Raw genomic sequence first — 18774 nt, 5'->3', positions numbered from 1 at the left:
TCGGATTCCATTTAACTAATGCGGCGATTCATCGCGGTTGTGGCGCTTGCACTGTGCGCATCATGGCTCTGCAAGCCGATTTGCGCCTTCGCCCAGACCAATCTCGTAAAGAACGGCGACCTTGCAGCCGGCTTCGACAGCGCGCCGGCAGATTGGTACGCGCTGTCCTCCGACAAAAAACTGACCAAGTTCTCATGGACCTATACGCCGGCCGGGGGCGGCGTGCTTGGCATCTCGAATAACAGCCGGACGTTTTCGAGCTGGCATCAAGCGCTGATGCTACGGCCCGGGATTTACCACATCACCGCCGAAGCGCGCGTCGAAGGTGCGATGCCGCATGAAGGCGGCGCGAATATCGCGGTCAGCACCTTCGACGGCATCCAGCTCATCTCTAACCATCTGCAAGGCAACACCGACTGGCAGACCATCTCGTTTTTTCTCATCGAAGATCGATGGGGCGATACGACTGAATTGCTCTGCCAGCTCGGCATTTCGGGAAATCCGGATACGGGGCGCGCCTCATTTCGCAATATCAAAATGATCGAGGTTGCGAGCCCGCCGCCGATGGGTGCGGTCAGATTCAATCTCGCTGCGATCCGCACACTCTACAAGGACGAGCTACATCGGCCCGATGAGCGAATCTCGATTCGTGCGGTGGGCGTCGCATCCGGCATGATCCTGCTGGCGATCCTGGGATGGGCGCTCTTCGAAATATGGCGGCCTGCGCTTGGGGCCGGGCGGTCGGCATGGATGCTCGCGGGCGGCGTGATGCTCGCGATTACGGCGGTCAAGTTTGCCGCGCTGTTTCATTTCACCGGCTACTACTGGGACATCTGGGCGAAGACCAATCGCGCGTTGTTGGCGGCCACACTGGGGCCGTCGAAGATTTACGATCCCGGCCTGCCGGTTGACGCTTATCCACCGGGCTCCTTGTACCTGCTGTGGCTGTCGGGATGGCTGGGCAAGTTGATCGAGCCGACGGCGAACGGCTTTCGCATGATCGTCGAGGCGCCGCCGTTGCTCGCCGGTTTCTTTATCGGTCTCACGATTTACTTCGCGGCGTGGCGCGACGGAGGCGGCCGGCGCGCCCTCATCATAATGATGCTGTTCGCGCTCAACCCGGCGCTCATCTTCGACACTGTGGTGTGGGGCCAGAGCGATTCGGCGGTCGCGCTACCGATGATCGCCGCCGCGATCCTGATCCTCATCGGCCGCTACCGGCTGGGGTGGAGTGCGGCCGCGATCGCGATGTTAGCCAAGCCGCAAGCGCTCGCGTTCACTCCGCCGCTCGCACTGTGGACGCTTTTCAACGCAGGCATCGGCGAATGCGTGTGGTGTGCGAGCGCAGTTGTCGGAACCGTTGCGATCGGGATCCTGCCGTACCAACTCGGACATTCGTGGGACTGGATAATCAACGTATACAAGGACCTCGGCACGCGATTCAGCGAAGCATCGGTCGGCGCGTTCAATTTCATGGGGTTGATCGGCGGAATGGGCACGCCCGACACGGACAAAATTTTCGGCGGTGTCTCGTACAGCGCGTTCGGACTTTCGCTGGTGTGCGCCGTTTACCTGATCGCGTCGTATCTGATCTGGCGCGCACGCTCCGCTCCCGCCGCGCTGCTGGCGCTTTTCGTCGCGCTATTCGGCTTCTTCATGTTCGCGCCGCGGATGCACGAGCGATATCTGTACTACCCGCTGGTGTTCCTGATTCCTATCGCGTTGGAGAGCGAATTTCTCACTTCGATCTTTGCCGTGGTCAGCGCGACGTTCCTGTTCAACCTGGTCTACATCAAGCTTCTCACCGACACCTCGACATATTTCCCAGATCATCCGAACGCCGCACTGATCGCGGCAGCTTCGATCAACCTGGCAGTGTTCTTCGCAGCGACAGCTTACGGGTTGCTGCGCAGTCCTCCACCCGGACGCAGCGATGACGCAGCGACAACTGCGGCGGAACCTGATTGAATGTGAAACCCGCCGTGGGTTTCACGCTTCCTGGGGCAGGGGTGACCCCTGCTCCCAGTGACAAGAAGAGATGCGGGCCTTCGTCCCTGTTAGAACTTTTTTTGTCATTCTTGAGCGAAGCGAAGGGTCCCGGCTCCTTTCTGGATTCGCGCTCACGACTTCAGGAACTTCAGCATAAGATCATTCACGTGATCGGGGCGCTCCTGGTGCACGAAGTGGCCGGCGCCCGATACCAGCTCCATCTTCAATCCCTTCGGGAACAGTTTCTCCATCCCGTCGAGCGTTTCCGCGCCGATGCATCCGTCGTCGCGGCCGTGAAACATCATCGCGGGCACGTTGATCGGGATGTTCATCGCAGGCGCGAGCATTTTCAGATCGACTGGCATGCTCAGCAAAGGGCCGAGTGTCGCGCGGTAGTAGCCGAGCGCTGCCTCGAGCGTGTCCTTGGCGCGGAATGATCGCTTGAGCGCTTCCATATCTTCGGCCGCCCATTTCCAGCCGGGTGACCAATCGGCCCACATCTTTTCCAGGAACGCGAAGTCGTTGAGGCTGACTGCCGCCTCGGCAATCTTGGTCTGGAAGAAGAACATGTACCAGGAGCGGCGCTGCTGCGCGTAGTTGGTGACGAGCGCCTCGAATAATCCGGAGCCGTACCCGACCGCCGCGGTGACGAGCTTGGTGACGCGATCAGGCGCGGCGGCCGCGGCGCCGTATGCCGCGACTGCGCCCCAGTCGTGACCGAACACGATCGCGTCTTTGTGGCCGAGCGCGGTTATCAGCGCGAGCGCATCTTCCGACAACGCCGCCGAATCGTAGCGGCCGTCAGGTGCCGGTTCGGTCGGAGCGTAGCCGCGCATGAACGGCGCGACGCAGTGGTAACCCGCCGCTGCCAGCGCGGGCATCTGATGGCGAAACGAGTGCGCGGTGTCGGGAAATCCGTGCAGGCACAGCACGAGCGGACTTTCCAAGTCGCCCATCTCGAGCACTGTGAAATTCATGTTCGACGCGCGTACGACTCGATTCTTCATTTGCGATGGCATAGTGGCTCGATTCATACCGCACGCGTGCGCCAATGACAAAGCGCGCGCGCTGTAATACGTTCGCCACGCGTGAACCTCTGATGGACGAATCGATTCCACAAAACAACCGGCCGGCGCGGCGCGATGCGCTGTGGGAGCTGGCAGCGCTGTTTCTTCGACTCGGCACGCTTGCGATGGGAGGTCCGGCCGCGCACATCGCGATGATGGAGGACGAGGTCGTTCGCCGCCGGCGCTGGATGACGCACGAGCGTTTCCTCGACATGCTCGGCGTCTGCAACCTGATTCCCGGCCCCAACTCGACCGAGATGGCGATTCACATCGGTCAATTGCGCGCGGGATTTGCGGGGCTCGTCGTCGCCGGCGCGTGCTTTATTCTGCCGGCCGCCGCGATCGTGTTGGCGGTCGCATGGATGTACGTGCGATTCGGCACGATGCCGCAAGCGGTCGGCCTGCTCTACGGGGTCAAGCCGGTGATCATCGCGGTCGTGCTGCAGGCGCTGTGGGGACTCGGCCGCACCGCGATCAAGTCGCGCATCCTTGCGGCGCTCGCGATCGTTTCGCTGGCCGCCTCACTCCTCGACATGAACGACATGATCGTGCTGCTCGGCGGCGGAATCGTTATGCTCGCGATTCGCGCCGCTGAAGATCGCACCGCCGCACGCGCAACGATTGCCGCAATGCCGACCGTTGCCACACGCGCGTCTGGGATGAAAGGCGCCGCGATCGCTGCGGCCGTGGTCGCTGTCCCGTTCAGTCTCACCACCTTGTTTTTATTTTTCTTGAAAGTCGGCGCGGTGCTGTTCGGCAGCGGCTACGTATTGCTGGCGTTCCTGCGCACGGACTTGGTCTACCGATTGCGATGGCTCACCGAGGCGCAGTTGCTCGACGCCGTCGCCGTCGGCCAGGTCACGCCGGGGCCAGTGTTCACGACCGCGACCTTCATCGGCTACATCCTCGGTGGATTTCGCGGCGCCGTGCTCGCGACGATTGGAATTTTTTTGCCCTCGTTTTTCTTCGTCTCGATCAGCGGGCCGCTGATCCCGCATCTGCGCCGATCGCCGCTGGCCGGCGCGTTTCTCGACGGCGTCAACGTCGGCGCCTGGGCGCTGATGGCGGCGGTGACGCTGTTCCTCGCGCGCGCCGCGATCGTCGATGTCACCACGATGGTCCTCGCGCTCTCGAGCGCTTTCATCCTGATTCGCTATCGCGTGAATTCCGCGTGGCTCGTGATTGGCGGTGGTCTCGTTGGTCTCGCGATGACCGCGTGGCGCTAGTCCCGCCGTGTTCCCTGCGATACATTTGTTTAAAGTTAACAACTCCTTCGTGGCCTGTTCATGCGAACGCGTATAGCGCGCGCCGCCGGTATGCTGTAATGTCCTAGTCCGCGACGGCAAGCACATTCCGCTCCCGCTTTGGAATCGAAGGCATCCCGGTTGAAAGTGAAAATGTGCTGATGCTGGCGGCTGCCAGGAATGCGAACAGAGGCGCGCTTGGCAGCCGAAGCATCATCATCCGTGTAGCCAAACAGGCGCGGGCGGTGGTGTAGGCAAATTCGACCGTTGGAGAGACGAATGGCAGCAGCTTTCACGACGTTGAGCACGACCGAAACCTTAAAAACCGAACCGTGGAAGAAGCCATGGTGGCACGCCGCGGGGCGCGACATTTCGATACTGCTCTGGGTTTGCCTCATTCATATTACCGCCGCGATTGGACTCGTGCTCTATCCGATTCCCGGATGGCGCATATTTCTCGGCGCGGTGGCGCTCGTGTTCCTCGGCGGACTCGGCACCACGGTCGGGTACCATCGCGCGATCGCGCATCGTGCGCTCCGGCTTAATCCGTGGGCGCGCGGAGTGCTGATTTTCCTCGCGATGTTCAACGGCTCCGGCGCGCCGACCACGTGGGCCGCCGGCCATCGGCTGCATCACGCCAAGGCTGACACGCCCGAAGACATCTCGAGCCCGCGCTGGGGCGGTTTCTGGTGGGCCCATCTGCGATGGTTGTGGCAGGCGGGCGAGCCGCCAATCGATCGATACTGCCCCGATCTCAGCGGCGTTTCGTATCGTGCGTGGCGATGGTTCCAGACGCCAATCCTCGCGCTTTCATATTTCGGCGGATTGTATTTCAGCCCTGCAGCATTTTTCTGGCTCGGCGCGATTCGTTTGTGCTTCGGACTGCACGCGCAGTGCTTCGTCAACAGCGTCTGCCACACCGAACCGGGCATCGCGGTGGGCGAAGATTCGAGCCGCAACGTAAAATGGCTCGCGCTGATGCATCTGTTCCAGGGGGAGAACTGGCACCGTAACCATCACGCGCGCCCCGGTTCCGCGCGTCTCGGATGGAGCTGGCGCCAGCCCGACGCCGGCTACGCGCTGATCCTCGCGCTCGAGAAGCTCCGCCTCGCGACCGACGTTCGCCACGGCACCCCACACGGCCGGGCCGACTCGGACGATCTGATAGTCAAGGCAGCGTAATCGCGAGGCGGAGCGGGCGCTTATTTCGCGTAACCGGCGGTCCTCCCGTGCGTATTCCTTGTTAGAGGAATGTACATGAAAACCGCCGGCTTCATCTTCGCCGCGATACTGTCAGCAGTTATCATGTTTGGAACGGTAATGGCCGTTGCGAACGCGGGCATGACAGAGATCGCGTCGTCGTCCGCGACAGCGACTCTGTAATTCGCGCTTGTTTATCAGCTCAACCCTGGCGTGTTGGCAGTGCAACCAATGAAAGCGCACTTCAAACGCGGGAGTATCGTAGCAATCTGTGCCGTGACGCTGCTGATCTGCGTGCGCGCCGCGTTCAGTGGTGGATCGCAAACGCTCATAACCGCTGCCATCAACGAAAATGCGTTGGTCACGCTCGCTGGCAACATTCGCCCCGAAGCGACGGCTGCCAATGACCGTGGCCCGGTTGCCCGTGACTTCGCGATGGATCACATGCTGCTCCAATTGCGACGCGCTCCCGCGCAGGAGCAGGCACTCGAAAAGTATCTCGACGAACTTGAGGATCCGAACTCGCCGAACTACCACCATTGGCTGACGGCGCAGGAGTTCGGCGAAAAATACGGACTGGCCGATCAGGACCTCGCGAAGATCACGGGCTGGCTGCAATCGCACGGCTTCACCGTCAACCGCACCTATCCAAACGCCACGGTGATCGATTTCTCGGGCAACGCCGACCAGGTGCGCGAGGCCTTCCACACCGAGATTCACAATCTCGCGGTGAATGGCGCGGCGCATGTCGCCAACATGAGGGACCCGCAGATTCCGGCGGCGCTCGCTCCGGCAATTGCCGGCGTGGTGTCACTCAACGACTTCAGGCCGCGCGCTATGAACAAGCCGCGGCCTGCATACACCTTCAGCGGATGTGGATTTCTTAGCGGTGAGGACTGTTACGCGATGGTGCCCGCGGACCTTGCCACCATCTACAACTTCAACCCGCTGTTCGCGGCGGGTTATTCCGGACAGGGACAGACGATCGTGGTGATCGAGGACAGCGATCTCTACGAAACTTCGGACTGGGACACTTTTCGTAACGCGATGGGACTCGCTAGCGCCTACCCCGCGGGCTCGCTCAGCCAGGTTCATCCGGATAATTGTTCTGATCCCGGAATAAATGGCGCCGATGGCGAGGCGGAGATCGACGCGGAATGGTCGAGCGCCGCCGCGCCGAACGCAAAGATCGAGGTTGCTTCGTGCAAGGATACGGCTACCACGTTTGGCGGATTCATCGCGATGGCGAACCTGCTCAACGAATCGAAGACGCCACCGGCTATCATGAGCATCAGTTATGGCGAGTCGGAGGCCGAAAACGGCGCGACGCAAAACGCGTACATCAATTCGTTGTATCAGCAGGCGGTTGGCGAGGGCGTGTCGGTGTTCGTGGCGGCGGGCGATGAGGGCGCGGCCAGCTCCGACGCCGGCGGGGCCACGGCAACCCACGGGATAGGTATCAGCGGATTCACCTCGACGCAGTATAACGTGTCGGTGGGCGGCACCGATTTCGGCGATACTTACGCGCACGACAACGGCACTTACTGGAGCGGCTCGAACGGGGCGACCGATGGCTCGGCGCTGTCGTACGTTCCGGAGATTCCCTGGAACGATTCATGTGCGAGCGGGTTGATCGACAGCTATCTCGGCTATAGCAGCGCGTACGGCTTGAGCGGGTTCTGCAACAGCACTATCGGCTCGCAGGATTTCCTGTTCGTCGTCGCCGGTGGCGGCGGCCCGAGCGGATGCGCTACGGGCTCGCCATCGAGCAGCGGCGTCGTCGGCGGAAGTTGTGCGGGATACGAAAAGCCGACCTGGCAGTCGATTCTCGGCAACCCTCACGACGGCATGCGTGACATCCCGGACGTGTCGCTGTTCGCGGCCGACGGAGTTTGGAATCACTACTACGTCATCTGCTATTCCGACCCGGCGCCGGGCCGGTACGGCGCGCCCTGCACGGGTGCACCAAGCACTTGGGCAGGATTCGGCGGGACGTCATTCTCCTCGCCGATTATGGCGGGGATTCAGGCGCTGATAAATCAAAGGACAGGAAGCCGGCAAGGCAATCCGAATCCGGCCTACTACGCGCTGGCCAACGCGGAGTACGGTGCGGGCGGCGCGGCCTCGTGCAACTCGACGCTCGGCAATGGCGCGGGCAGCTCGTGCATCTTTTACGACGTGACGCAGGGCGACATCGACGTGCCGTGCGGCGGCTCGCATAACTGTTACACGCCGTCGGGCAAGAATGGCGTGCTGTCGGCGTCCGACTCCGAGTTTGCGCCCGCGTATCCGACGGGCACCGGATGGGACTTCGCGACCGGCATCGGAACCGTCAACGCATACAACTTGGTGATGGCATTCGGCGGGACGGGCCCGACGCCGACGCCTACCCCGAGTGCGACGGCGACCGCTCCAACTCCCACGCCAACCGCGACGGCAACCGGAGGAACACCCACTGCCACGCCGACTTCAACGCTTACGCCGACGCCTACGCCGACATCGACGCCGACCGGGGTTCCCGGGTCGCTGAAGGTCAGCCCGTCGCCGGTCAATTTCGGCGAAGTGAAAGTGGGACACATCGCGAGCATGACGATGAAGTTCAAAAATTCGGACGGGCATGGACCGCCGATCACCTTTGGCAATCCGCTGGCGACGGTCCCGCTGACCAGCCCGCAGATATTCGGATTTCCCCGGGGCCAGGGCGCGTCCACCTGTCCCGCGCAGCTGGGGCCCAACAAGAAGTGCAAGCTCGTAGTGCTGTTCGCGCCGACGTCGCCGGGTCCGACTTCCTCCACGGTGACCATTTTCGACAACGCGGGAAACGCGAACCAGACGATCGAGTTGAAGGGAACCGGGAAGTGAGGCGGGTTACGCGGAGACTTTTGCGGCGAGATTCAGCAGTTCCTGCAGCGTCTGATTGAAGCGGTAGAACTTATCCTCGCGCAACTGGTCGCGACTCCAGTTCCTCGCCCACCAGCGCCAGCGCTTTAATTTCTCCGCGCCCGACTTTGGCCTCAACGCGGGTGAAACTGCGGAATGATGTCCTCGGCGAAGGCCTGGATGTCCTCTTCGGCGGTCAACGGCGGGCTGTGCAGGAAGATGAAGTGCGTGACGCCCGCCTTGATGTAGCCTTCGAGCTTGTCCACGCACTCCTGCTTGTTGCCGATAACCATCATATCTCGCGCACGTTCGGGCGTCGTCTGCGCCATCATCGCGACTATAGATGAGAGCGTTTCCTCGCGCTGTTTGGGCGCCTTGTAGCAGAGCGCGAGCATCAAGGTTTTTTCGATCTCGTCAGTGTTGCGGCCGACCGTGTCGCCGTGGCGCTCGATCACTCCGATCAGCCGCTTCATTTCCGCGGCATCCGCATTGCCCATGTTCCACATGTCCGCATGCTTGGCGACGAGCTTCAGCAACACCTTCTCGCCATGGCCGCCGATCATTAGCGGCAGGTTTTTCTGGATTGGCTTCGGATTACAGATCGCATCGACCACGTTGTAGTGCTTGCCCTGAAGCGTGGTCTTCTCCTGCGTGAGCATGCCCTTGATTATCTGGCACGACTCGTCGAGCGCCTGAAGCCGGCCGCCCAGAGTCTTGAAATCGAAGCCGAGGCTGCGATGCTCCGCCTCGAACCATCCTGCACCGAGTCCGAGATTGAGCCGGCCGCCGCTCAGGTTGTCGAGCGTCGCCGCCATCTTCGCGGTTAGGGACGGGTTGCGATATGTATTGCCGTTGACCAGTGCGCCGATCCGCGCGCGCTTCGTGTTCTGACTGAGAGCGCTCAGCAGCGTCCAGCCCTCGAGGCACGGCCCTGCCGGGTCGGGCGTAAAGATCGGATAGAAATGGTCGAACACCCACAGCGAGTCATAGCCCCAGCCGTCGGCATTCGCCCAGAAGCTGCGCAGTTGTTCCCACTCGATGTTCTGCTGGCCGGTCTGAACTCCAAAGCGAATCGGATGCTTGTCCATGCGCACTTCCATTGTGTTCGCCGTCGAGACGCGGCAAACGTTTTCGAAACTTCTTAAGCGGGGACTTTCGCGGCGAGATTCAGCAGTTCCTGCAGCGTTTGGTTGAAGCGGTAGAACTTGTCCTCGCGCAACTGGTCGGTGGACTCCAGCCACAGTTCCTCACCTACCAGCGCGAGCGAACTCAGCGTATGCCGAAGCTGCGGCCGGCCGTGCTCGGCAATCTCACCGAGCATTCGATCCCAAATCTCGCGCTTGCCGCAGATGACGAAATCGGGATCGTATTCGTTGAGATCGACGATCGGCTTCGCCTCGGTAAGTTGGTAGCCGTCGATCACTAGCCCCACGATTCGATCGCCGCCGTTGCCGGTGTTGTTCGGCACGACGCGTACCGCGAAGCGCGTCTCGGCGTATCCGAGCCGCCGGAAAAGTTCACCCTCGGCATGCATCAGCTTGCCGAGGGTGAGGAACCACTGCGAATCGGGAAACGACGCCATCAGGCCGCTGCTTCGAACATCTTGTTAAAGTCGGTCGGCAGGATGCATCGTGGACGGCGATCGAGTCCGGCCGAGTCGCAGCGCTGCAGGTACTCGTGCACGATTCGCCGCCACAACTGCCCCTGCAGCTCCATGCCCTTGTCGAAATGATCGATGCCGCCGCCCATCAGGATTGCCATCGGCTCGACGGCTTCGGGCACGCTGAACGTTTCGAGCAGAATCCGCTCAGCGTCATCGAGCTGCTCGTGCAGCTGTTCTGCCACCGCGGGATTCGCCTTGAGCTGCGTGCGCAGATGCATCGTGCCGAATCCGACGTGACGCGATTCATCCTGCATGCAGCGCCGGAAGATCTCCTGATCGACGCGGCTCGGCGCCAGGAACTCGCCTTGGCGGAACATCGTCAGCACGAAGCCCTCGCCAAGTAGCTGCAGCCGTCCGGTCTGCGCCGAGAAAGTCGGGCAGTCGAAGATTCGTTTCAAGGAAAGCTCGCTCAGGTAGCTGGCCTTGCCGAGACCGCCGCCATTGGCCAGCGCGCGCTTGCGGAACACGTCCATGTGACGCGCCTCGTCCATCGCTTGCGTCGCGAGGAACATCTTCACTTCGAAGAAGTCATGATTCATCTGTCCCATCCATCGCGTGGGTGCGTCGGCCGCGATGAATTCCACCTCGGTCAGGAACGTGCACAACTGGCACATCGCGCGCTCGAGGTCGTCAGGCAGCGGCTTCAGTTCGGTCCACGGGATGTCGCGGGCAGAGCTCCACTGGCGCGCGACAGCTTCTTCGTACAGCTCGCTCACGTTGTCGGCCCAGCACTCGGCTTTTTCGTTAATCGTGAATCCGAGCGACGGCAGATCTTCGACGATCTTCGCGCCGCGCGGCGCCATCGATCGATGCGCTCCGCCATGCTCGGGAACGACGCCGTAGCTGCCGATCTCGATGTCCTTGAGGCGCAGTCCGAGGTTGCCGGGCTTGGCGCGCACGCCCCATTCGCCCATCTGGTTCATCCAGCCGAGGTCGGGGGTGCCGGACTCGTAGAGCTTCTGCAGATAAACCGAAGGTTCGAGTTTATATTTAGCTTCCGAACCGACCCGCTCTTCATCTTTGATATGGACTGATCCCATCGGCTGTCCTCCTGACCGTGCGTGGATGCGAGGTTTCAGTGGCGCGGAAATCGCGCACAAAATGCCCGCAACAAAATCCCAATCTTAAGGGGCTATCAGAAGCGTTTCTGAAAAGTCAATCTACCGAGCCCGACCTACGGGCGTCGCCGCCCGTTTTACATCGGCGTGCCGCGATGCTTTTGTAGGCGAGGCTCCTCACCAATTCCAACCGACCAACGGAGGACGCATCGTGTCGATACTCTCGGAGTTCAAGCAGTTCGCAATCAAGGGCAACGTGATCGATCTAGCGGTCGGCTTCGTCGTCGGCGCCGCGTTCGGGAAAATCGTCACGTCGTTCACCAATGACATTCTCATGCCGCCGGTCGGCCTCGCGCTCGGCGCGGTGGATTTCTCAAACCTGTTTATCAACCTTTCGTCCAAGCATTACGACACGCTCGCAGCCGCCAAGGCCGCAGGCGCGCCGACGCTGAACATCGGATTGTTCATCAGCACGATCATCGATTTTCTGATAATCGCGTTCGCGGTCTTCATCCTCGTCAAGTGGATAAATCGTCTCGTCGGCGACAAGCCTGCGCCGCCTTCGACCAGGGACTGCCCGTATTGCGTAAGCGCGATTCCGCTCGCCGCCACGCGATGCCCCCATTGCACGTCGGAAGTGAAGGCGGCTTAGTCCCCGCCGGAATCAGTCGCGCACAAAAGAAAAAGGAAGCGGGCGCGTGCATAGCATGCGCCCGCTTTCGCTGCATCAAAAATGCTGGCGCTTACTTGTGGCCGCCGGTCACTAATCCAGTCGAAGGATCCAGGAATACCTGGTGGCGATGGCCCGGGTTCACCTTCTGCGTAAAGTCGAACATGTTCTCGATTGACCCCGACAGTGCATCGAACGAACCGCCGCCGATCCTCCCGAGGCCCCAGTTGTCCTCGACGAAGTGGATGATCGAGCTCTGGTCGGTCAAAGTGTGATCGACGAAGTTCGTCTTCGCGTACGGTGAGATCACCAGCATGGGGATTCGTGGACCGTATCCGCAGCGGCCTTGGATACCGCCGAGCTGGCCACTGACGCCATTGCCGCACTTGCCAGGTCCGTTGAGCTGATCGCTGTTCGACGCGGAGCCGGCCTGCAGGACCGCCGACGAGTTGACGATCGGGCTCATCTGATGGTCGTACCAGCCGTCGGAATCGTCCCAAGTGATCACAACCGCAGTGCTGCTCCAGAAGCCGGAGTTCTGGATCGCGTTGATGACGTTGACCACGAATTCCTGCTCCAGCAGCGGATCGGAGTAGCCCGCATGACCGTCCATGTTCGCCGGCGCCTTGAGGAAGCTCACCGCAGGCAGATTGTTCGCGTCGAGCGCGTCGAAGAAGTCGTGGATGTCGTAGTTGTGGTTGGCGGCGTCAGTGGGGCTACTGAACATGCCGTACTCGCTAGCCGGAACAGTGGGCCGGGTGTGACTGAGATTTACGGTACTGGCCCAATACTGGAAGAAGGCATGATGCGGAATGTAGTCGGCGGTAAAATTCATATCACCCGGTTGTGGGGGGAAATTCTTAGTGTCGTTTGCAGCAGTCGCCAGACTGGACCGTTTGCACCCGGTTGTTCCGTTGGGATTCGTGATGGTCAAATCGAAGCCGCCCATGAACGAGCCCCAACTCAACCCCTGCGCGCTCAGCAGGTTGCCGATGTTCTGCCCGCCCATCTGGACATTAGTCGCGCTCGAACACACGTCACCGGTGGGATCGAGGTCGCCAACTAGCGTCCCGTCCACGACCTTGGTTGATGACCCGGTTAGCGTCGCCGGATTCGTGTTGCCGGCGACCAGGTTCAAAACGCCGGGCGTCGACGGCCCGAAGGTGGTGCCGTAGAAGTTGTCGTTAAGCGCGTAGTTCTGCGCGTAGTTCCACATCGCGGTCACGGTGTTGCCGTCGAAATAACCCTCGTTGATGCCATTGCCCATTCCGTACGAGTATTGGTCGAAGCAGAAGGCGCTTTCGCCCACGCCGACGCTGGCCGGGAACAGATCCATCAGGCCCATGTCGAAGGCCTTCTGTTCGTCGCCGTAGTTGTGATCCTGGTCGCAGGTAGAAGCCTGGGTGCGATCGAGAAGAAATGGATTAATCTGGGGGCTGTTGGTGGCGTTGTTCTTGTTTGGATTGTTGCTCAGCAGCGAGCCCGTCAGTCCGTTAACGGTCGGGGTTCCGGGTTGCGCGACGAAGCCCGCCGCGTTTGGGTAGCTGCCGAAGTAATGATCGAACGACACATTCTCCTGAAAGATCACCACGACGTGCTGGATCGGAGTCACCGTGCCCGGGTCCGCCATCTCCGGCCGCGCCATCACCGGCGTCGTGCAGATCGACGTGATCGCGAGCGCACTGACGGCTCGCGCGAGTAGTTTGGTTCCTCGCATAATGAGTATTCCTCCCTGGAGTTTGTTTGCGCGCGGACCGATTCGATCCGCGAGATGCGCCACACTAACCAGCGAAGGTGACGGCGCGATGAAGGAAATTTTTCGGCGCGATCAATTTCATGTGACGCGCGCGATTCAATTGTGAGTCGCGACTATAAACGGAAGCGGAAAAAGAAACCCGCGTCTATGACAACGCGGGTTCCCGTCAATCAAGACAAACTATGCGGTGACGCTGCTATTCGCCTGCCTGTGCGACGTCGGCCATCGCCTTCGCGGCGCGTTCGCAAACCTCGCTCAAGACTTCGTCGGTGATCACGGTTGAGAGTGCGATCATGCCGCGCGGCGCGAGGAACAGTCCTTGATTGAGCGCCGCCAGATGGAAGTTGGAGACTGCGCGCGCATCCTCGCGCGCGATCGTCGCGGGCGGCGGCTCCTTAAGGAAAAATACGTTCAGTAGCGATCCGCAATGCCGCACGGAAAACGGCAGCTCCACCTGCCGCGCCGCGCGCGCCAGCTCCGCGGCCAGCCGCTCGCCCTGCTTGGCCATCTTGTCGATTCGCGCCTGCGTCAGTTCGCGAATCGATACGACGCCGGCCGCGCAGGTGACAGGATTTCCGTTGAAAGTGCCCGAATGAAAAATCGATCCGCGATTGCGCGGATCGAACGCCGACATCACGTCTTCGCTGCCGCCGATCGCTCCGACCGGGAATCCGCCGCCGATGATCTTGCCGAACATTGTCAGGTCCGGCTTGACGTCGAAAATCTGCTGGCCGCCGCCTTCGGCCAGCCTGAGCGTGATTACCTCATCGACAACGAACATCGCGCCCGCGCGGCGCGTCGCTTCGGCCACCCGTTCGAGAAATCCCGCCGGTGGCTCGACGACGCCCGCCGAGCCGAGTACCGGCTCGAGAAACACCGCTGCGATTTCCGCACCGCGCTCCGACAGCAGCGCCTCGAAGGCCGTCGCCTCGCCGAAGTCCGCGAGCATCGTGCGCTCGCCGTCCTGCCCCGCAAGCCCGACTTCCAAATCGTCGTACGATCCATGATAGCCGTAGCGCGCCATCAGGATGAGCTGGCGACCGGTGAGGCGCCGCGCGACGTGCGCCGCGAGCATGCCGGCCTCGGTTCCTGAATTGCAAAAGCGCACGCGGTCAACAGACGCGACGCGCTCGCACAAAAGCGTCGCCAGCTCGAGCTGCGCTTCCGAGCGCGCCGGCCACGAGGAGCCATCGCGCACCGCCTTCGTCACCGCCTCGACAATCGGCGGATACGCGTTGCCGTGAACCAGGCTGGTGTAGTTGCCGAGCAGGTCGATATACCTGTTGCCGTCAACGTCCCACAAAAAAGGTCCTTCGCCGCGCTTGAGCGTGAGCGGGTAGGGGCGGTAGTAGGTCGTCGTGCGCGTATCACCGCCGGGCATCACGCGCTCGGCGCGCTTGGCGAGTTGCGCGGATTGTTCGGTCGCCGCGCGGTAGGTTTCCTCGATACTGTTCATCGTCGCCATCCCCTGATGAGATTCCACGAGAGGTTGCGCGTCTGCTTCCATTATGTTTCCTCCATCATTTGCGGGCATTCCGCCGCTGCAAGTCAAGCTCCCCGCCGCCGGCAACTTTGCCGATGAACCCTACTGTCTACTATGACCGCGCGAATGAATCAAATTGTAAGAAATTATAACTTGAAGACAGTCCGGGGTTAATTCCAGCCCCCGGACTGTCGCGGCCGGCCTTTCAGAACTCGACCGGCAATGATTCCAGTCCGCGAAAGCGCCCCATCGTCTTCCATTTCAGTGCATCGGTCACCAGCCGCAGCCGCGGCATCCTGCGCACGATCGCGCCGACTGCGATTTGCGCCTGTAGCCGCGCGAGGCTCGCGCCGAGGCAATAATGCGTCCCGTGGCTGAACGCCAGATGCTCTCCGTCGGCGCGCGCGATGTCGAATCGGTCAGGCTGAGGAAACTTCGCGGGATCGCGATTGGCCGCGCCGATCAAAACGGTCACGACTTCGCCTTTGGAGATTTCACGTCCGCCGATCTCGACGTCCTCGGTCGCGACCTGCGGGTTAGGCGCCTGGGTCGGGCTGTCGTAACGCAGCGCCTCTTCGATCGCGCTTTCGATCAACTTGGGATTCTCGCGCAGCTTCTCGAACTCGGCCGGATTTCGTATCAACGCGAGCACTGCACTCCCGATCAGATTGCGCGTCGTGCCATGGCCAGCCGTGAACAGTTGCTCCGCCATCGTGACCGCTTCGTCATCGCTGAGCCGGCGCCCGCCTTCTTCCGCAGCGATCATCGCGCTCATCAGATCGGTGTGCGGCCGCGCGCGGCGTTCCTGCACCAGCGCGCGCAGGTACCCCATGAACAGGCGCGCCGACCGATCGCCCTCGGCCATCATCGCAGCCGTACGCACGATTCCGCGCGACAGGATCACGCCATCCACGAAGCCGCGCAGCATCGCCCAGTCCTCGCGCGGCACGCCGACCATCGCGGAGATTGCGTCGGCCGGCAGCGGATATGCGAAGTCCGCGATCACGTCCATGTGGCCGGAGCGGGAAAGCCTGTCGAGCAACTCGTCGACGTGCGCCTCCACGCCGGGACGAGCCGCTGCGATCGCACTGGGCGAGAACGCTTTCGCGGCCAGTCCCTTCAGCATCGTGTGGTTCGGCGGGTCGTTGAATGCCAGCTCTCCTGCCTGCAACTCGAGGATTGGCTGGTCGCCGAACTTCGCGCGCATCTTGTCGAGGTAGGCGATGCGGCTGAACCGCCGATCGCGCAGATACGAGATCGCGTCGGCGTAACGCGTCAACACCCAGCCGCCGACGAACGCGCTGAAATGAACGGGGTCGTCGGCGCGCAGCCGATGCAGCAGAGGATACGGGTCAGGATGTCCGGGCAGCGTCGGGTCAACGTCGGTCGGAAAGCTATCCTCGGCGAGGCGCATTGCGGAACCGATTGCTCACTTCACCGCCGCAATCGCTTCCATCTCGACCATCAGCCCGTCGACCGCCAGCGACGTGACGCCGACCATCGTCGAAGCCGGCGGCTCGCCTTCAGGAAACAGTTCGGCGCGCGCCTCGCGCATCGCGGAATAGTCCGACTGCTTGTAGTTCACGATGTAGGTATTGGTCTTTACGATGTCCGCGGCGGTCGCTCCTGCAGCCGTCAGCGCGGCTTTCAGATTGCTTGCTGCCTGCCGAATCTGCGCCTTCAGGTCACCCGGTCCTACCAACTTGCCTTCCTTGTCGACCGCGACCTGGCCCGAAATGAATACCAGCTTGGCCGGCCCCGCGATCGTCACGATTTGCGTAAAGCCGCGCGGCGTCATCAACGTATCCGGATTGATGTACTTTTTTTCCACGTTCGTTCTCCTAACTTTTCGATTTCCCGCCGCCGTATTGCAGTACCTGCACCTTCTCGACCGTGATCAGCCCCGAGCCCATCATCTGGTCGAGCACGGGTAAGAACGCGTCGATCTTCGTCTGGCTATCGACGATCTCGATGATCATCGGCAGGTCCTCCGACAGCCGCAGAATTTTCGCCGAATGCAGATGGCTCGATCTGCCGAAGCCCATCGGGCCGCGCAACACCGTCGCACCGCCGAGTTGAAGTTCGCGCGCCTTCAGCACGATCGCTTCGTACAGCGGCTTGTGGTCCGAGCGTTCGCTCTCGCCGATGAAAATTCTCAGCAACACCGCATCGCGTGGGATTTGCATCGCTACACCCCCCGGTTGAGCGCCGTCGCGGCGACATACCCGATCGATACTGACACGAGGCACAGGATAACCGAACCGGCGGCGTTCATTGCCGCGGGCATCCACTCGCCCGCCTGCATCAGGTAAAGTGTCTCGAGCGAGAAACTCGAGAAGGTCGTGTAACCGCCACACATTCCGATCATCACGAATTGACGCGCCGGCGTGCCGACCAGTAAACGCCCGTCGGGACCGCTCAACGTCGCGAAAAATCCGATCACCAGGCAGCCGGTGATATTCACAATCATCGTGCCGTACGGAAACGTGCCGCCGGTGAGCGTCGTGACAACGCCCGAAACAAAATACCGGCCCATCCCACCCAGCGCGCTGCCAATCGCAATCAGAACGTACGCGAGCACCGCAAACCTCCCGTCAGATTCCGGCCGCAATATGGCCGGCGTCGACGACTGCGTTCACAATCAGATGAAGATAGATGAGTCCGCCGTACGGATGCCACCGCTCGAGCATCGCGGCGACGCCGTTGTAAGTCGGCTCGCCGTCCGCGCCGAGCCATTCGAAGAGTTTGTTGCGGCCGCCGACATCGTCGCCCGGGAAAATGTTGATGCGGCCGAGACCCCTCAGCATCACGTACTCCGCGGTCCAGCGTCCCACGCCGCGAATCTTCGAGAGGCGCGCAATTGCGTCGTCGTCCCCGAGCCGCTCGACCGACGCGAAATCGCGATCCTTGGGATCGATCGCCATCCGCGCGAGTCCAATCAGATATTCCCCCTTCTGCCTGCTGAGCCCGAGCGCGCGCAGCGCCTCAGGATTCGAGTGCGCAATCGCGCCCGCGGCCGGGAATGATCGCATCAGACCCGCAGCGCCACCGATTTCGCCGCGCACTCCGAATGCTTCCGTCAGCCGGTTCAGTACGTGCATTCCGGCGCTCAGCGACACGAGCTGGCACGCGACCGCATTCGCGAACGCCTCGAATGCCGTGGCGTAGCGCACCGGTTTCATTCCCCGCAGGCGATCTGCCAACTCCCGCAAATGCGCATCGCCGCGCGCGAGCCGATAGAAGTCCGACAGGTCGCGCTCCAGCCCGAGCATCGTCGTCACGAGCGCGACGACTTCCGCCTTCACGGCTCGCGGCCGCGCCGCTGAAATCCGCACTTCGATTTCCGGACGCGAGCCGCGCCGCGTCTGCGTGACTGCGACCGTCACCGGTGACCTTCCGATCACGAGAACGCGCCGCCAGACGCCGTCGTCGAATTGGTCGACGACGTTATGCGCTCGCCGCCGGATCGCCCACACGGTCAGGTCGAGTCGAAACGGTGGCCGCGGCGCGAGAGTGAAGGTCAGCTCTGGCACAAGCGGCGGCCGAATCCTTTACTCGATTTCGCTGTCAGGAATTTTTTGCGGCGTCGCGCTCGTGGACTTATCGCTCTGCGTGTTTGACGCGCTCAACGCCGCGTTGTTCTTGTCGTGCTCGTACTTGTAGCCCGAATACGCGAGACCCGGAATCATCAGCGCGGGACATCCCGAACAAAAGAACGCCGCCGCCACCAACGCGATCGTTACAACTGATTGACGCACGTTGCG

General features: G+C 61.7%; 18 protein-coding genes. 6 read left to right on the top strand and 12 right to left on the bottom strand.

Annotation, left to right across the window (positions count from 1 at the left end; genetic code table 11):
- The first annotated feature begins 39 nt into the window (after nucleotides 1-39).
- The gene (locus tag VJX68_RS15085) at nucleotides 40-1968 is read left to right on the top strand and encodes a hypothetical protein (RefSeq protein WP_324096538.1); all 1929 of its coding nucleotides are present in this window, start codon (nucleotides 40-42) and stop codon (nucleotides 1966-1968) included.
- Nucleotides 1969-2120: 152 nt separating this feature from the next.
- Here VJX68_RS15085 and VJX68_RS15080 read toward each other — a convergent pair whose 3' ends face one another.
- Complete coding sequence (locus VJX68_RS15080; protein WP_324096537.1) at nucleotides 2121-2996, bottom strand: alpha/beta fold hydrolase; 876 nt, start codon at nucleotides 2994-2996, stop codon at nucleotides 2121-2123.
- 92 nt (nucleotides 2997-3088) lie between these two features.
- Between VJX68_RS15080 and chrA the strand changes: the two genes are divergently transcribed.
- From chrA to VJX68_RS15060, 4 genes are all read left to right on the top strand, one after another.
- Entirely contained in the window at nucleotides 3089-4282 is a 1194-nt protein-coding gene (gene chrA, locus VJX68_RS15075) for a chromate efflux transporter (RefSeq protein WP_324096536.1), read from the top strand.
- Between the two features lie 297 nt (nucleotides 4283-4579).
- Nucleotides 4580-5482: a fatty acid desaturase gene (locus tag VJX68_RS15070; protein WP_324096535.1), complete on the top strand. Its 903-nt coding sequence runs from the start codon at nucleotides 4580-4582 to the stop codon at nucleotides 5480-5482.
- A 75-nt stretch (nucleotides 5483-5557) separates the two neighbouring features.
- Nucleotides 5558-5683, top strand: a complete 126-nt coding sequence (locus VJX68_RS15065; RefSeq protein WP_324096534.1) for a hypothetical protein — start codon at nucleotides 5558-5560, stop codon at nucleotides 5681-5683.
- A 48-nt stretch (nucleotides 5684-5731) separates the two neighbouring features.
- On the top strand, nucleotides 5732-8362 hold the full coding sequence (locus VJX68_RS15060; protein ID WP_324096533.1) for a protease pro-enzyme activation domain-containing protein: 2631 nt from the start codon (nucleotides 5732-5734) through the stop codon (nucleotides 8360-8362).
- Nucleotides 8363-8514: 152 nt separating this feature from the next.
- Here the strand turns inward: VJX68_RS15060 and VJX68_RS15055 are convergent, their stop codons facing one another.
- Genes VJX68_RS15055 through VJX68_RS15045 form a run of 3 tightly spaced genes read right to left on the bottom strand, consistent with a single transcriptional unit; the run spans nucleotide 8515 to nucleotide 11083 of the window.
- Complete coding sequence (locus VJX68_RS15055; protein ID WP_324096532.1) at nucleotides 8515-9480, bottom strand: TIGR03560 family F420-dependent LLM class oxidoreductase; 966 nt, start codon at nucleotides 9478-9480, stop codon at nucleotides 8515-8517.
- Between the two features lie 41 nt (nucleotides 9481-9521).
- Nucleotides 9522-9962, bottom strand: coding sequence for a hypothetical protein (locus VJX68_RS15050; RefSeq protein ID WP_324096531.1), 441 nt, complete (start codon nucleotides 9960-9962; stop codon nucleotides 9522-9524).
- Nucleotides 9962-11083, bottom strand: coding sequence for a ferritin family protein (locus VJX68_RS15045; protein ID WP_324096530.1), 1122 nt, complete (start codon nucleotides 11081-11083; stop codon nucleotides 9962-9964). Before VJX68_RS15045 ends, VJX68_RS15050 begins: the two co-directional genes overlap by 1 nt.
- 235 nt (nucleotides 11084-11318) lie before the next feature.
- Here VJX68_RS15045 and mscL point away from each other — a divergent pair, with 235 nt between their 5' ends.
- The gene (gene mscL / locus VJX68_RS15040) at nucleotides 11319-11753 is read left to right on the top strand and encodes a large conductance mechanosensitive channel protein MscL (protein WP_349255925.1); all 435 of its coding nucleotides are present in this window, start codon (nucleotides 11319-11321) and stop codon (nucleotides 11751-11753) included.
- Between the two features lie 91 nt (nucleotides 11754-11844).
- Here mscL and VJX68_RS15035 read toward each other — a convergent pair whose 3' ends face one another.
- From VJX68_RS15035 to VJX68_RS15000, 8 genes are all read right to left on the bottom strand, one after another.
- Nucleotides 11845-13488: a phospholipase C gene (locus tag VJX68_RS15035; RefSeq protein ID WP_324096528.1), complete on the bottom strand. Its 1644-nt coding sequence runs from the start codon at nucleotides 13486-13488 to the stop codon at nucleotides 11845-11847.
- Nucleotides 13489-13723: 235 nt separating this feature from the next.
- Nucleotides 13724-15034: an aspartate aminotransferase family protein gene (locus VJX68_RS15030; protein WP_324096527.1), complete on the bottom strand. Its 1311-nt coding sequence runs from the start codon at nucleotides 15032-15034 to the stop codon at nucleotides 13724-13726.
- Nucleotides 15035-15215: 181 nt separating this feature from the next.
- Nucleotides 15216-16424 carry a cytochrome P450 gene (locus tag VJX68_RS15025; RefSeq protein WP_324096526.1) on the bottom strand — a complete coding sequence of 403 codons (1209 nt, stop codon included), beginning with the start codon at nucleotides 16422-16424 and terminating at the stop codon, nucleotides 15216-15218.
- A gap of 15 nt (nucleotides 16425-16439) precedes the next feature.
- Nucleotides 16440-16841, bottom strand: a complete 402-nt coding sequence (locus VJX68_RS15020; RefSeq protein WP_324096525.1) for a RidA family protein — start codon at nucleotides 16839-16841, stop codon at nucleotides 16440-16442.
- A 10-nt stretch (nucleotides 16842-16851) separates the two neighbouring features.
- Nucleotides 16852-17196 carry a DUF190 domain-containing protein gene (locus tag VJX68_RS15015; protein WP_324096524.1) on the bottom strand — a complete coding sequence of 115 codons (345 nt, stop codon included), beginning with the start codon at nucleotides 17194-17196 and terminating at the stop codon, nucleotides 16852-16854.
- 2 nt (nucleotides 17197-17198) lie between these two features.
- The gene (gene crcB, locus VJX68_RS15010) at nucleotides 17199-17546 is read right to left on the bottom strand and encodes a fluoride efflux transporter CrcB (RefSeq protein WP_349255924.1); all 348 of its coding nucleotides are present in this window, start codon (nucleotides 17544-17546) and stop codon (nucleotides 17199-17201) included.
- A 58-nt stretch (nucleotides 17547-17604) separates the two neighbouring features.
- Nucleotides 17605-18543, bottom strand: a complete 939-nt coding sequence (locus VJX68_RS15005; RefSeq protein WP_324096522.1) for a DNA-3-methyladenine glycosylase family protein — start codon at nucleotides 18541-18543, stop codon at nucleotides 17605-17607.
- Nucleotides 18544-18561: 18 nt separating this feature from the next.
- The gene (locus tag VJX68_RS15000) at nucleotides 18562-18768 is read right to left on the bottom strand and encodes a hypothetical protein (protein WP_324096521.1); all 207 of its coding nucleotides are present in this window, start codon (nucleotides 18766-18768) and stop codon (nucleotides 18562-18564) included.
- Nucleotides 18769-18774: the final 6 nt, after the last annotated feature.

Origin of the sequence: Binatus sp. (SeqCode) (assembly GCF_035272065.1) — a bacterium.
Classification (GTDB): Bacteria; Desulfobacterota; Binatia; order Binatales; family Binataceae; genus Binatus.
The sequence above is the reverse complement of the archived record's forward strand: the minus strand, read 5'-3'. Positions and strand labels throughout refer to the sequence as shown.